The 13955-nt window shown below is 66.7% G+C and carries 14 protein-coding genes; 1 reads left to right on the forward strand and 13 read right to left on the reverse strand.

Annotated features, from left to right (window positions below; translation table 11 throughout):
* Window positions 1-2: 2 nt before the first annotated feature.
* The 5 genes from ACQPYR_RS39275 to ACQPYR_RS39295 form a co-directional block, all read right to left on the reverse strand.
* Window positions 3-911 (reverse strand): TAXI family TRAP transporter solute-binding subunit, encoded by a 909-nt coding sequence (locus tag ACQPYR_RS39275; protein WP_433624591.1) that lies wholly within the window; start codon window positions 909-911, stop codon window positions 3-5.
* Window positions 908-2332: a sensor histidine kinase gene (locus ACQPYR_RS39280; RefSeq protein WP_433624593.1), complete on the reverse strand. Its 1425-nt coding sequence runs from the start codon at window positions 2330-2332 to the stop codon at window positions 908-910. The genes ACQPYR_RS39275 and ACQPYR_RS39280 overlap by 4 nt, the downstream gene beginning before the upstream one ends.
* A 40-nt stretch (window positions 2333-2372) precedes the next feature.
* A complete protein-coding gene (locus ACQPYR_RS39285) occupies window positions 2373-3032 on the reverse strand; it encodes a response regulator transcription factor (RefSeq protein WP_063039141.1) in 660 nt (219 codons plus the stop codon).
* A 46-nt stretch (window positions 3033-3078) separates the two neighbouring features.
* Entirely contained in the window at window positions 3079-4488 is a 1410-nt protein-coding gene (locus ACQPYR_RS39290) for an MFS transporter (protein ID WP_433624595.1), read from the reverse strand.
* 274 nt (window positions 4489-4762) lie between these two features.
* Entirely contained in the window at window positions 4763-5587 is an 825-nt protein-coding gene (locus ACQPYR_RS39295; protein WP_433624597.1) for an LLM class F420-dependent oxidoreductase, read from the reverse strand.
* A 151-nt stretch (window positions 5588-5738) separates the two neighbouring features.
* On the opposite strand from ACQPYR_RS39295, the gene ACQPYR_RS39300 reads away from it, so the two are divergent.
* The gene (locus ACQPYR_RS39300; protein WP_433635365.1) at window positions 5739-6182 is read left to right on the forward strand and encodes an Hsp20/alpha crystallin family protein; all 444 of its coding nucleotides are present in this window, start codon (window positions 5739-5741) and stop codon (window positions 6180-6182) included.
* Window positions 6183-6322: 140 nt separating this feature from the next.
* On the opposite strand, the gene truA is transcribed toward ACQPYR_RS39300, so the two are convergent.
* The 8 genes from truA to infA all read right to left on the reverse strand — a co-directional run bounded on the left by truA (window position 6323) and on the right by infA (window position 11538).
* Window positions 6323-7135, reverse strand: coding sequence for a tRNA pseudouridine(38-40) synthase TruA (gene truA, locus ACQPYR_RS39305; RefSeq protein WP_433635366.1), 813 nt, complete (start codon window positions 7133-7135; stop codon window positions 6323-6325).
* A gap of 580 nt (window positions 7136-7715) precedes the next feature.
* Window positions 7716-8243 carry a 50S ribosomal protein L17 gene (gene rplQ, locus ACQPYR_RS39310; RefSeq protein ID WP_433624599.1) on the reverse strand — a complete coding sequence of 176 codons (528 nt, stop codon included), beginning with the start codon at window positions 8241-8243 and terminating at the stop codon, window positions 7716-7718.
* Window positions 8244-8292: 49 nt separating this feature from the next.
* The gene (locus ACQPYR_RS39315) at window positions 8293-9351 is read right to left on the reverse strand and encodes a DNA-directed RNA polymerase subunit alpha (RefSeq protein WP_040686662.1); all 1059 of its coding nucleotides are present in this window, start codon (window positions 9349-9351) and stop codon (window positions 8293-8295) included.
* Between the two features lie 138 nt (window positions 9352-9489).
* Window positions 9490-10095: a 30S ribosomal protein S4 gene (rpsD, locus tag ACQPYR_RS39320; RefSeq protein WP_063039138.1), complete on the reverse strand. Its 606-nt coding sequence runs from the start codon at window positions 10093-10095 to the stop codon at window positions 9490-9492.
* Window positions 10096-10115: 20 nt separating this feature from the next.
* Window positions 10116-10529, reverse strand: coding sequence for a 30S ribosomal protein S11 (rpsK, locus tag ACQPYR_RS39325; RefSeq protein WP_014349147.1), 414 nt, complete (start codon window positions 10527-10529; stop codon window positions 10116-10118).
* 10 nt (window positions 10530-10539) lie between these two features.
* Window positions 10540-10911, reverse strand: a complete 372-nt coding sequence (rpsM, locus tag ACQPYR_RS39330) for a 30S ribosomal protein S13 (protein WP_379043286.1) — start codon at window positions 10909-10911, stop codon at window positions 10540-10542.
* Window positions 10912-11087: 176 nt separating this feature from the next.
* Window positions 11088-11201 carry a 50S ribosomal protein L36 gene (rpmJ, locus tag ACQPYR_RS39335; RefSeq protein WP_040686659.1) on the reverse strand — a complete coding sequence of 38 codons (114 nt, stop codon included), beginning with the start codon at window positions 11199-11201 and terminating at the stop codon, window positions 11088-11090.
* 115 nt (window positions 11202-11316) lie between these two features.
* Window positions 11317-11538 carry a translation initiation factor IF-1 gene (infA, locus tag ACQPYR_RS39340; RefSeq protein ID WP_003418601.1) on the reverse strand — a complete coding sequence of 74 codons (222 nt, stop codon included), beginning with the start codon at window positions 11536-11538 and terminating at the stop codon, window positions 11317-11319.
* Window positions 11539-13955 lie beyond the last annotated feature (2417 nt).

Here is a 13955-nt window from a genome sequence, read left to right on the forward strand (position 1 = left end):
GCTCAACCGTGTCGCCGTCGGTACACCGCGGCCGCACCCGGATGCAGCGGGACGGCATCGGTTCCGATGAGCGAGCGGGTATCCAGGAACTGGGTGCCCGCTGCCTCGGCAGGCACCAACCGGTCCGCGCGGGAAACCAGCAGATCGACAATCGCCCCCGCCGCGGCATCGGACATGGCCGGGGCGGCGAGCAGTAGATTCGCGACGCCGACCGTGCGGACCGAACGACCGCTGTCATAGGCGTCGGCGGGAATTTCGACCAAATCGTAGAGGTGTCCGAAGCGCTCCCGCATCGGCGCGGCCAACTCACCGAGTTCCACCAGCCGCAACCGCTGCGGCACATCGAGTGCGTCGGTCGGAACACCGCCCGCCCATAGCAGCGCGTCCAGCTCACCGGATTCCACACCCGCGACCGCATCTCGCAGCGGACGATGCGAAATATCCACATCCGAAACGGGATTCACGCCCGCGGCCCATAGCAGCCGCTCCCCGGTCACCGCCGCACCGGATCCGGCGGCCCCCAGGTTGACCCGGGTCCCGCGCAGATCGGTGACCTGCTGAATCGGGCCTTCCGACCGCACGGCCAACTGCAGATAGTTCTCGTACACCCGACCGAGCGCCACCAAGGGAGCCCGCTCACTCTGCACCGAATCCGCAAGCGCCAGTGCGGCATCCACCTGCCCGTTCGCCAGCATCCCCAGATTTTCCTGCGAACCGGTTGTCGTCACCGGCTCGATCCGCACCGTGCCTTCCTCCCTGGCCACCGCCGCGAGCAGTTCCGCGAATGCGTGATAGAAGCCACCGACCTCGCCCGAGGCCAGCCGCACCAGCTCCGGATCCGAACCACACCCGACCGCACCGGCCGCGACACCCAAGACGGTGAGCGCCAGGAACTTCCGCCGCCGCATCATGACCGCACCGCCTGCGGCAGCCGGATCTGGATCGCGAGACCGTGCGGCTGCACGGGGAGCACGGACAAGGTGCCGCCGCGTGCTTGGGCCAGTGCCGTCGCAATCGGAAGCCCCAGGCCCGAGCCGCCGGACGACGCACCGGAGCCGCGGAAGAATCGGGTGGTCAGCCTGTCGATCTCGGCCGGTTCGACGCCGGTCCCATTGTCACGGACGGTCACCGTCACCCATCCGGGCTCGGCGTCGACCACGATGACGGTCTGTGTGCCCGGCCCGGCATAGCTGCACGAATTGCTCAGCGGCACATCGAGAATCTGGGCGAGTACATCGGCGGAAACCGCGGCTTCGGCCGCGGCGAGCTGCGGTTCCGCCCGCAATTCCTGCCCGGCGCTCTCGAAGGCGGAGTACCAGGCGTCGATCCGATCGGCAGCCACTTGCACTGCATCGCAATGGATTTCAGTAATGGATGGAGTGCGTGCCGCCTCGAAAGCAGCTGGGGTCTCGGCGACCGCCAAGCTGAGCAGGCCATCGAGCAGCGCGGTCAACCGTTCGACCTCCGCGCCCGCGCTACGGAAGGTCGCCACCGCACTCTGCGGAATCGCGGCTTCCAAAGAGTCGAGACGAATCGTCAAGGCGGCGAGCGGGTTTCGCATGGCATGCGCGGTATCCGCAACGAGCTGACGTTGCGCATCCGCCGAATCGGCGACCGCCAAGGCCATGGCATCGAAGGATTCCGCGACCGCCCGCATTTCCGGCGGTCCACCGTGGTGGCGGGCGATCGAGACGTGCGCGGCGGCCTCGGCACGCGGCTTCGGCAGGGTCGCGGTCAACTCGGCGACCGCCTGCGACAGCGCCGCCAGCGGGCGCAGCACCCAGCGCGCCAGGCTCAGCGCCAGCATGGTGAACACCACCATTGCCAGCACCGCGCCGACCGCGATCACCGCCCACGCGCGGGCGATATCGCGCCGGGCGCGGGCAGTGGACGCCTCGATCACCACCGCGCCGTTGACCTGCACTCCGGTGCCGACCGGACGGGCGATCAGCACCGTCGACGCACTCCACGGCGTCAGTCGATACACCGGCTGCGGCCGCTGGTTGCGGCGGGCGGCGGCAACAGCGTCCTCGACGGGATCGGCGGCCGCGTCGACGCCCGCATTCACCGTCCGCGCACCTCGAGCATCTACCACGAGCACGTTTTCCCCATAGAGATCGTGGTAGCGCCCGGCCTCGTCGGCCAGCGCCCGGCTGTCACCCTCGGCCACCGCCGCATCGGCGAGGCTGGCGAACCGGTCGGCATCGCCGGACCGATCGGCCACGAACTCCTGGGTGCGGCTGGTCGCGAACGTAAGCGAAAGCGGTACCGCGAAGGCGAAGACGGCGATCGCCGCAAATACCGTCAGCGCGACGAGTAGTCGTCTGCGCATGCCGGGCTCCGCTCCTGTTAGGTCTTTCGGGCCGGCACGATCACTGGCCCCAGCGGTAACCGTAGCCGCGAATCGTCGTTATCAGCCCAGGTCGGTCCAATTTCGCGCGCAGTCCGGTCATGTGCACATCCAGTGAGCGCGATACCGCGACGAACGCGTCACCCCAGATCCGATCCATCAGCTGCTGGCGGCTGACCGCGGCGCCGGGCCGCTCCACCAATGCCTCCACCAACTCGAATTCCTTCTGGGTCAATGCGATCGGCCGCCCGGCCACCTCGACCACCCGGGCCGCCAGATCGACCCGCACGTCGCCGGTGACCACGTCGGCACGCTCCGGCTGCGATCCGGCGGCGGCGCGCCGGACCACATTCTCCAGCCGGGCCATCAATTCCGCGATCCGCGGCGGTTTCACCAGATAGTCGTCGGCACCGCCGCGCAGTCCGCGCACGATCGAGCGTTCGTCGCTGCGCGCGGTCAGGATCAGCACCGGCACGGAACTCACCTCGCGCAGCTGGCGCAGCACCTGCAGACCGTCACCGTCGGGTAGTCCGAGATCCAGGATGACCGCGTCGTAGCCGCGGTGCGCGATGAGCAGATCGGCGCCGCGGCGCTTGCGCTCGGCCTGATAACCGCGGGCGTTGAGCGCCTCTACCAGCGCGTCGCCTACGCCGTCATCGTCCTCGACCACCGCCAGCCGCACACGCCGATCCTCCCACAGCAATGGAGCGGCGTGTGCGGTCGGGCCGTCAGGGTCGAGCCGCCGCGAGGTCATGGTCCGGCCCGACGGCCGAGGTATCCGCCTTGGTAAGCGAAACATCGTCCGTGGCAGCGGCATCGGCGTCGATCGCGGATCCGCTCGAGGTCTCCCGCATGAACCAGTAGGTCAGCAGCGAGATTCCGATGCATCCGGCGACGTACCAGAAGTACAGCGATTCATGGTTCGCCTGCTTCAGCGACAGCGCGATGGTTTCGGCCGTACCGCCGAAGATCGCGACGGTCAGCGCGTACGGGAGGCCGACGCCGAGCGCGCGGATCTTGGTCGGGAACAGCTCGGCCTTCACGATGGCGTTGATCGAGGTGTAGCCGGTGATGATGACCAGCGCGCCCATCATCAGCGCCCAGGCGGCGATCGGATTCTTGGTGTGCGCGATCACGGTCATGATCGGCACGGTGAGCAGGGTGCCCGCGACGCCGAAGAAAATCAGCAGCTTACGTCGTCCGACCCGGTCGGACAGTGCCCCCGCCAGCGGCTGCAGCACCACGAAGACCAGCAGTGCGATGAAGTTGATCCACGAGACCGTCGGCTTGGCGATGCCGGCGGTATTGATCATGAACTTCTGCATGTACGTGGTGTAGGTGTAGAACGCGACGGTGCCGCCGAGCGTCAGCCCGATCACCAGCAGGCATTCCCGCGGGTACTGCAGCAGCATCCGCAGCGAACCGCGCGCAGGCTGGTTTGCACCGGCGCTGCTCGCCGCCGGGTCACGTTCAGCCTCGACCTCGGCCTCGAAGTGCTCGGATTCGTCCATGCTGCGGCGCAGCCACATCACGATCAGCGCGCCCGCCGCCCCGATCACGAACGGGATGCGCCAGCCCCAGTTGTTCATCTGGGCGTTGTTCAGGAACTGCTGCAGGATGATCTGCACCCCGAGCGCCACCAACTGTCCGGCGACCAGCGTGACGTACTGGAAGCTCGAATAGAACCCGCGCTTACCCGTCGAGGCCACCTCGGACAAATACGTTGCGCTGGTTGCGTATTCGCCGCCCACCGAAAGACCCTGCAACAGCCGGGCCAGCAAAAGCAGTGCCGGCGCGACGATTCCGATCGTCTGGTATCCAGGCGTCAGCGCGATCAGCAACGAGCCCGCCGCCATCACCGTCACCGAGAGCGTGAGCGCCGAGCGGCGTCCGAACTTGTCGGCATAGCGGCCGAGCAGCCAACCACCGAGCGGCCGCATGAGGAACCCGACCGCGAAAATCGCTGCGGTGGAAAGCAATTGCGCGGTCGAGTCACCCTTCGGGAAGAACGACTTCGCGAAATACACGCTGAATGCCGTGTAGACATACCAGTCGTACCACTCGACGAGATTGCCGATGGAACCACGCAATACATTCGCGACCACCCGGCGCTCGCCGACAGGCTGTGTCGTAGTCACAAGATCTCCTTCTTCGACGCGGCCTTGCGTCGGTCGGAGACCAGTGTGTGCGCTGTCACAGCGCCGACGGAAGCGGAGGACGTCCTTTCTAACGCAGTCTTAGGACGATTGCCATCGGTTGACGATCGCGGCTGCGGATCCTCCCGAACGGATCGGCCAACCGAGGTCCATCCCGTGCTGAACCGACGACGCGCGAGGAAGGCGAGGGTTCGCCTCGCTTCAACAGTCCCTTGGGGCGATCGGCCGGTAACTCAGGCCGATCGCCGGCGCAGGGCTATTTCACGAGCAGTGGCGCGAGGGTGCGCAGGGTGGCGGCTTCATCGGCGAGCACTTGGAGTACGACATGATCGGCACCCGCACTCAGGTGCTCGGAAAGGCGGTCGACGATCGAATCCGTGTCGCCATGGGCTACCAGGGCGTCGATGAGGCGGTCGCTACCGGGTTTGGCGAGGTCGTCGTCGGTGAAGCCGAGGCGGCGCAGGTTGCTGACGTAGTTCTGCAGGTCGAGGTAGAACTCGACGCGCGGGCGGGCGGTGGTGCGGGCCCGGACCGGATCGTCGTCGAGGACCACCTTGTGTTCGGTGGCCAGCAGCACGCCATCACCGAGCACGGCGCGGGCGCGGGCGGTGTGTTCCGGGGTGACGTTGTAGGGCAGCGCGCCCGCGGACCGTTCCGCCGCCAGCCCCAGCACGCGCGGGCCGAGCGCGGCGAGGGCACGGCGCTCCTTCGGTACGCCCGCGGCATCCAGTTCGTCGAAGTATTCGCTCAGCGCGTCATAAGGCTTGCGGTATTCGCCTTGGTGTTCGGGGTGGCCCGCACCGAGGCCGAGCAGGAACCGGCCGGGGAAGCGCGCTTCGATCCGGTGGAACGACTCCGCGACCTGCTTCGCGGGCGCCGTCCAGATGTTCACGATGCTGGTGGCCACGTTGATCGACTCGGTCGCCTCGAGCAGCGACTCGATCACGGGCAATTCGGCGGGCGGGGACCCGCCGAGCCACAGCGTGCCATAGCCGAGTTCTTCCAAGTCCTGTGCGTCCTGCGGGGTGAACGCCCCGTAGTAGCGCCATACACCGAACCGTCCGAGATCTGCGATCGCCATGTTCCGAGCCAACCACGCTGTCACGGTTCCTATTCCGACCTCCAAATGGGGTTAGCACTCTCTATCGCAGAGTGCTAACTTGGATGGTGCACAGCTTCCGGCGCTTGCCGCCGTGGCAGGCGTTGCCGCTAGTGAAATGGAGGTGATTGCTGTGCTCCGGTTCGATCCATTCCATGACATCGACACCGTTGCCCGCCAACTGCTCGGCGAATCCATGGGGTCATCACGCGCGCCACGATTCATGCCGATGGATTTGTTCAAGGCAGGCGATCATTACGTACTCAACGCCGACCTGCCCGGTGTGGACCCCGGCTCGGTGGATGTGAGCGTCGACAACGGCACGCTCACCCTGCGCGCGCAGCGCAGCCTGCCGAGTGACGAAGGCGTCCAATGGATTGCCTCCGAGCGCTTTGCCGGCACCTATATGCGCCAGCTCAGCCTCGGCGACAATGTCGATGCCGACAATATCAGCGCGACCTACAACAATGGCGTGCTCTCGGTGACGCTTCCGATCGCCGAGAAGGCCAAGCCACGCCGCATCGAAATCTCCGGTTCCAGCCAACCGCGGACGATCGAGGCCGGCTCATCCGGCTAGCTCGGCGGGGCCATGCTCCCGTACCGCCCGCGCCCGCCGATTCACGGTGCGGGAGCGCCGCCCTCACAAGGGCACATAGGTTGTTGTCGTCGTGCACAGGTTGAACCTGCTGCGCGACGTCAAGACGTTATGCGCCAACCTCAGCTGCCACAGCAGCCGTCGTCAGCAGTTGGGACCGTACGCATTTCGCGGGTTTCGGCATTGCGCGCGGCGAGGTCGGCAGCGTCCGGATAGTCGACAGCGATGAGACTCAGACCGTGTGCGGGCGCCACGGTGACCGAACTGGAGCGCTCGGTTTCCTTCAGTAGCGCCGCTATCCAGTCGGGCGTGCGCCGACCCTCCCCCACCGCCAATACCGCGCCGACGAGGCTGCGCACCATAGACCAGCAGAACGCATCCGCGCTGACGTAGGCGATGAGCAGGTCCCCTTCGCGCTCCCAGTCGAAGCGCTGGAGTTCGCGGACGGTGGTCGCACCATCGCGGCGGCGGCAGAATGCGGCAAAGTTGTGCAGGCCCAACAACTTTCGCGATGCCTCGCGCATGGCTTCGAGATCGACGTCATGGCGACAGGCGACCACGCTGCGGGCCTGCAGTGGCTCGGCCCCATAGGGAGCGGTGGTCAACCGGTAGGCGTAGTGGCGGCGGATCGCCGAGAAGCGTGCGTCGAATTCGGGCGGCACGATGCGAATGTCCTTGATTCGCACGTCTTTCGAGAGAAACCGTGCCATGCGATGGATGAGCTTGGCCGCATCCGGCTCAGTGCTGGTATCGAAATGCGCGACCTGCCCCTCGGCATGCACACCGGCATCGGTGCGGCCGGCGACGGTCAGTTGAATCGGCTCCCGGAACACCTTGCTCAGCGACTCTTCGAGCACACCCTGCACCGTGCGCAGACCCGGTTGCCGCGCCCAGCCGATGAAATCGGTACCGTCGTAACTGATATCGAGCCGCACTCGAACCGAGTCGGTACCGGACTCCGGCCGCGCATCGACTTCCGCGGCCTGCGCGACTCCAGGTGCCTCCCCATCCCTAGGTACCTCGACGACTCCGACGGCTCCCACGACTCCCGGGGCCTCCACAACCTCGCGAGCCTGCACAACTCCGGGGACCTGCACAACTCCGGGGACCTGCACAACCTCGCGGACCTCCACGACCCCCGACACCTCCACAACCTCGCGAGCCTGCACAACTCCGGGGACCTGCACAACTCCGGGGACCTGCACAACCTCGCGGACCTCCACGACCCCCGACACATCCACGACTCCGGGGACCTGCACGACTCCGGCTACCTGCACGACCCCGGGGACCTGCACGACTCGGGGCGAATCCATCCATGCGGACGTACCCGACGCCGTCGAATCCACCGAATCCTCCTCGGTCACAGGCGATCTCCTAGTCGATACGAACGGCGGCGGCGCTCGGGCGGACCCACCCGCCAGGCGAAACCCGATGCCAGCGTGGTGGTCTCGGATACGAACGAGCCCGCCGACCCACAGGGGGCGACGGGCTCGTTCGAGAACTCCAACGCGAGCGTCAGGCGTCCTTCTTGTCCTCAGCGGCCTCGTCGGCAGCGGGAGCCTCGGCCTCAGCGGTCTCGGCGACGGCCGCTTCGGCCTTCTCCTCGACCACGGTCTCGGCGGCGGGCGCCTCAACCTTCTTGGACGCGGCAACGCGACGGGCGCGGTCGGCCTCGTTGGTCACGGTCTTCTCCCGGACCAGCTCGATGACCGCCATCGGCGCATTGTCACCCTTGCGGGGCAGCGTCTTGGTGATGCGGGTGTAGCCACCCTCGCGGCCCTCGAACGACGGACCGATCGAGGCGAAGAGCTCGTGGACGACATCCTTGTTGCGGATGACCTTGAGCACCTCGCGACGGTCGGCCAGGGTGCCGGCCTTCGCCTTGGTGACCAGCTTCTCGGCGTAGGGGCGCAGCGCCTTGGCCTTGGCCTCGGTGGTCGTGATACGACCGTGCTCGAAGAGCGCCGTGGCCAGATTGGCGAAGATCGCCTTCTGGTGCGACGCCGACCCGCCGAAGCGGGCACCCTTCTTGGGCTTGGGCATTGTTTGTTCTCCTTGTGTGAGGCCGGGCCGGGGTGCCTACCCCAGCGGCCTAGAGCTGTTCGGTCTCGGCGTAGTCCTGCTCGCCGCCATCGGTGTCACTGAACGTGCCGCTGTCGCTCCACGTTCCGGTGCTCGCGTCGTAACCCACCACGGACGAAGGATCGAACGAGGCCGGGCTGTCCTTCAGCGAGAGGCCGAGCGCATGCAGCTTGACCTTGACCTCGTCGATGGACTTCTGGCCGAAGTTGCGGATGTCCAGCAGATCCGATTCGGTGCGGGCGACGAGTTCGCCGACCGTGTGCACGCCCTCGCGCTTGAGGCAGTTGTAGGACCGGACGGTGAGGTCCAGATCCTCGATCGGCAGACCGAACGAGGCGATGTGGTCCGCCTCGGCCGGCGAAGGGCCGATCTCGATGCCTTCGGCTTCGACATTGAGCTCACGGGCCAGGCCGAACAGCTCGACCAGGGTCTTGCCCGCCGAAGCGAGCGCGTCCCGGGCGGTGATGGAGTTCTTGGTCTCCACGTCCAGGATCAGACGGTCGAAGTCGGTGCGCTGCTCGACACGGGTGGCCTCCACCTTGTAGGTCACCTTGAGCACCGGCGAGTAGATCGAATCCACCGGGATCCGGCCGATTTCCGCGCCGGACGCCTTGTTCTGCACCGCCGGGACGTAACCGCGACCGCGCTCGACGACGAGCTCGATCTCCAGCTTGCCCTTGTCGTTCAGGGTGGCGATGTGCATATCCGGGTTGTGCACGACAACACCGGCAGGGGGCACGATGTCACCGGCGGTGACGGTGCCCGGGCCCTGCTTGCGCACGTACATCGTGACCGGCTCGTCCTCCTCCGAGGACACGACCAGGCCCTTGAGGTTCAGGATGATGTCGGTGACATCCTCCTTCACACCGGGAACGGTGGTGAACTCGTGCAGGACGCCGTCGATGCGGATGCTGGTAACCGCGGCCCCCGGAATCGAGGACAGCAGGGTACGCCGCAGCGAGTTGCCGAGGGTGTAACCGAAGCCCGGCTCGAGCGGTTCGATGGTGAACTTCGAGCGGTTTTCGGCGACGACCTCTTCGGTCAGCGTCGGACGCTGTGAAATCAGCATTAGGATCATCCTCCTGTACGGGCGCCCACTATTTGACGCCCACGTCTTGGGGGTTGTGCGCGACCGCTCGTCTCCGAGCTGGCCCTTTCGAGCGACCTGCAAGCAGTCGCTAGCGGCCACGCACCAGCAGAAAGCTGTTTACTTCGAGTAGTACTCGACGATCAGCTGTTCCTGCAGCGGCACATCGATCTGGGCGCGCTCGGGGAGCTGGTGCACCAGGATCCGCAGCCGGCCCGGGAGCACCTGCAGCCAACCCGGAACCGGGCGGTCGCCGACGGTCTCGCGCGCGACCTGGAACGGCAGCGTGCCGAGCGACTTCTCCTTGACATCGATGATGTCGTACTGGGTCACCTGGAAGCTGGGGACGTTCACGGCCCGGTTGTTCACCAGGAAGTGACCGTGGCTGACCAGCTGGCGAGCCTGCCGACGGGTGCGCGCCAGACCGGCGCGGTACACGACGTTGTCGAGCCGGGTCTCGAGCAGACGGAGCAGGTTGTCACCGGTCTTGCCCTTGAGGCGGTTGGCCTCTTCGTAGTACCGGCGGAACTGCTTCTCCATGACGCCGTAGGAGAAGCGCGCCTTCTGCTTCTCCTGCAGCTGGAGCAGGTACTCGCTCTCCTTGATCCGCGCGCGGCCATGCTGGCCCGGCGGGTAGGGACGACGCTCGAACGCCTGGTCGCCTCCGACGAGGTCGACCCGCAGACGACGCGACTTGCGGGTGATAGGGCCTGTGTAACGAGCCATTTTTCGTTATTCCTTTCCCGCTAGACGCGACGCCGCTTGGGCGGACGGCAGCCGTTGTGCGGCTGCGGGGTGACATCGGAGATCGTGCCGACTTCCAGGCCTGCGGCCTGCAGCGAACGGATCGCGGTCTCGCGGCCCGAACCCGGGCCCTTGACGAACACATCGACCTTCTTGACGCCGTTCTCCTGCGCCTTGCGGGCAGCGTTCTCGGCGGCGAGCTGCGCGGCGAACGGGGTCGACTTGCGCGAACCCTTGAAGCCGACGTGGCCCGAGGACGCCCACGAGATGACGTTGCCGGACGGGTCGGTGATCGACACGATCGTGTTGTTGAACGTGCTCTTGATGTGCGCGTGGCCGTGCGGGACGTTCTTCTTTTCCCGGCGACGCGACTTCTGGGTCTTCTTGGGGCCGGAGGCCCGACTCTTCGGAGGCATCCTTTATCCCCTACTTCTTCTTGCCTGCGACGGTGCGCTTCGGGCCCTTGCGGGTGCGCGCGTTGGTCTTGGTGCGCTGGCCACGCACGGGCAGGCCACGACGGTGGCGCAGACCCTGGTAGCAGCCGATCTCGATCTTGCGTCGAATGTCGGCCTGCACCTCGCGGCGCAGGTCACCCTCGACCTTGAGGGCCGAACCCTCGATGTAGTCACGCAGCTGCGTGACCTGCTCGTCGCTGAGGTCCTTCGAGCGCAGGTCCGGGCTGACGCCCGTCGCCTCGAGGATCTCCTTGGAGCGAGTACGGCCGATGCCGAAAATGTAGGTCAGCGCGATCTCCATGCGCTTTTCGCGCGGAAGATCAACGCCCATGAGACGTGCCATGTGGCAGGTTCCTTAATCGTTGCGGAGGTCTGCTCCCTGTCCGTCCCCTCGTCTTGGTGGGGCCCCGGCCTCCGGTCCGGGGGTAGGCGGACACTGTGTGTGCCCGCTGGCGCTGGGAGGTCTTCTTTTAGTTGGCCAAGCCGATCAGTGATCGGTGCCCGGCTGGTGCTGCGAACTCAGCCCTGACGCTGCTTGTGGCGCAGGTTCTCGCAGATCACCATGACCCGACCGTGACGGCGGATCACCTTGCACTTCTCGCAGATCTTCTTGACGCTCGGCTGAACCTTCACGTCCGTCCAATCTTGTTCGGTTCACACGGGTGTGAACACAGTTTTTCCCCAGCCGACGACTGGGGAAGTCTCTGTAGTGAGCCTTGCGGCTCGATGGTCGCGCCTTCCGGCGCGATCACTTGTAGCGGTAAACGATGCGGCCGCGCGACAGGTCGTAGGGCGAGAGCTCGACGACCACCCGGTCCTCGGGAAGGATACGAATGTAGTGCTGCCGCATCTTTCCGCTGATGTGCGCGAGAACCTTGTGTCCGTTCTCGAGCTCGATCCGGAACATCGCATTGGGCAGCGGCTCGACAACTCGACCCTCGACCTCGATGGCCCCGTCTTTCTTCGCCATGTCCTCCGCGATCCCGGTTTACGCTCAAACCTGGTTTGATTGCCTTGTATCTGCTTCCATGTACCCATCGGTGTTCCCGATCAGCGGCACGCAAACAGTCGGCGCGTAGGTGCACCGCCGACCAAGCTTACCGGTTTAATTGCGGGCAGGCCAATTCGCCCTGGTCACAGCGGGCGGGAGCGGCTATTGTTCCGCTTTTGGTGCGCGTGTCGCCGTGCCCAGACCCGCAGTTGCCAGCGTAGTCGTGTCGCCGGAGCCGCGTTGGAGTCGTGATCGTCACGCAGCGGCCACCGGCGGTGACGAGACAGGAAGTCGGCGCTGCTCTGCTCGTCGTCGAATGCCCACCGGCTTTCCAGCAGAGCTGTCTTCCGGCACGGTCCCCCTCTTCCTTATCCGGCACAGTCCCCGTTCGACATCGGCATCGCGGTTCGTCGCCATCCACCACCGAGCGAGGGCAGGGCACTGCGTCGTGACGCCGAGCCGGAGCATGGCGATGCTTCGTGAATTGGCCGCACCGGATGCGGTCGCGAACGCGTTCGCGACTCTGAGGGCAGCGTTGGCGAAGACGTTTGCTCGGCTGGATATAGAGGCCGCCCGCGCCGGAAAGTAGAGGCCCGCCAGAGATCAGGATCGAGGCCGGATGCTGGTGACGAAGCAGACGCGTGGCAATCTGCCACGCGGAGTGCGCCGGTCATACGGCACAGCACATCTCGGCCTACCTATCGAGAGGCGCGTGGGGCCCAACAGATCCCGCGATAGGGCGTTCGAAAACCGGTTCATTCGGCCCACTCCCCACCCGTGATGAGGCAGAGTCGTCGCGTAAACTGACCACAGCCCAGGAATAAAGGTCGAGCAGATCAAGGGGGACGCGTGAGGGAGCGCAGCGAGCGAACCATCAACACAGCGCCCTCGGGCACGGCGCAGCCGAGCGCCAGCGAGGCGGAGTCGTGAGGGAGCGCAGCGAGCGAACCATCAACACAGCGCCCTCGGGCACGGCGCAGCCGAGCGCCAGCGAGGCGGAGTCGTGAGCCGTAATAACGACGGCCTCCCCATGCTGCCCCCGTGGCTTTCCGAGAGCGATGTCACCGGCGGCTACGAAGCACCCGTACAGAACCTGCCACACGACGACCTCATCGATGAAGCGCCTTCGCGGCGTGGACGTTCCAAGCGCGCGCCGGAGACCGAGCGTCCCGAAGCCGCGCGCCGGGACAAGCGCCGATTCGGCCGTCGTAAGGGTAAGGACGAGCAGCCCGAGGAACAGGGCCAGCGCCCGGGTTCGGCGGGGCGCGAATTGTCCGGTCCCGGTTTCGAACTACACAGCGGACCGGGTGGTTTCCAGGGCCCGAACGCCTTTCGTGGACCCGAACCTCAGCGCGGCCCTGAGCCAGGGGAACCGCACCGCCAGGGTCCACCGCAGCACGATTCCGGTCCACTTGCGCGCCCGGATGGGGCGGGTCAGGGTGCGCCGCGCTCGGAAAACGGTTGGCAGGGTGGCAATCAGCTGCCGACCCGCCACCCCGGCCAGCCCTCCGCCGGTTTCGACCCGCTCGGCAGCAGGCCGCCGACGCCACCGTCGCAACCGCTGGTGCACCCTTCCGGTCCGCAGCGGCCCGCTGCCGATTACCAGGGCCAACCGGTTGCCGCAGAGCCGTCCGCGTCCGTCGACGAAACGGTGCGCTACCAGGCGTCGCGTCCCGACCTGCCGCCCCCGCCGAACCAGGCCGCCGCACAACCGTATTCGCCTGCCGCACCACCACCGCAGCCGCCGACGAGCGAGCGGTCGGGGACCGGCGACTTCGACGCTCCACCCGCATGGCTCGATACGCCCCGCACCGCGCAGGGCCAACCGGCGGTTGGCACGGGCCCGCATACCCCGGCAGCCGCGGCGCCAGCTCATCCCGGGCCGACTTCGGTGCCCGAAAACCGCTCGGAAAATGGCCAACTCACGCCCCCACAGGTCGGCGCGCCGCCCGCATCGACCTCGGGCGGCACCGAAGCACCGTCCGCACGGCTCGACGAACCGAACGCGCGCGGAATCGACGGCCCGTCCTCGCAGCACTCACGCGGGTTCGACGGCCCGCCTTCGCGACTCGAAGAACCGAACCCTCAGGGCTCTCATGGCGGCGACGGACCGCCCACCCGGCACGATGAACCGCGGCCGCACGACCCGCGCGGAGTCGACAGTCCGCCTTCGCGACTCGACGAGTCCCGGCCGGACTCTCGTACGGACAGCTCGGGCCCGGGACTCGATGAATCGCGCCGGGCCGGCTCGCACGGGGACAGTGGCTCGGCGCAGCAGTTGGACGAGGCGCGTCCGGCGGATTCGCAAGGTGACGATGGTCCGCCGCCTTGGCTTGCGCCACAGCGGCCGTCGGAGGATCAGACCGCTGACGAGCAAAGTGCGCGGAGCGGGCAGC

The organism is Nocardia sp. CA-120079 (assembly GCF_050955745.1).
Lineage (GTDB): Bacteria > Actinomycetota > Actinomycetes > Mycobacteriales > Mycobacteriaceae > Nocardia.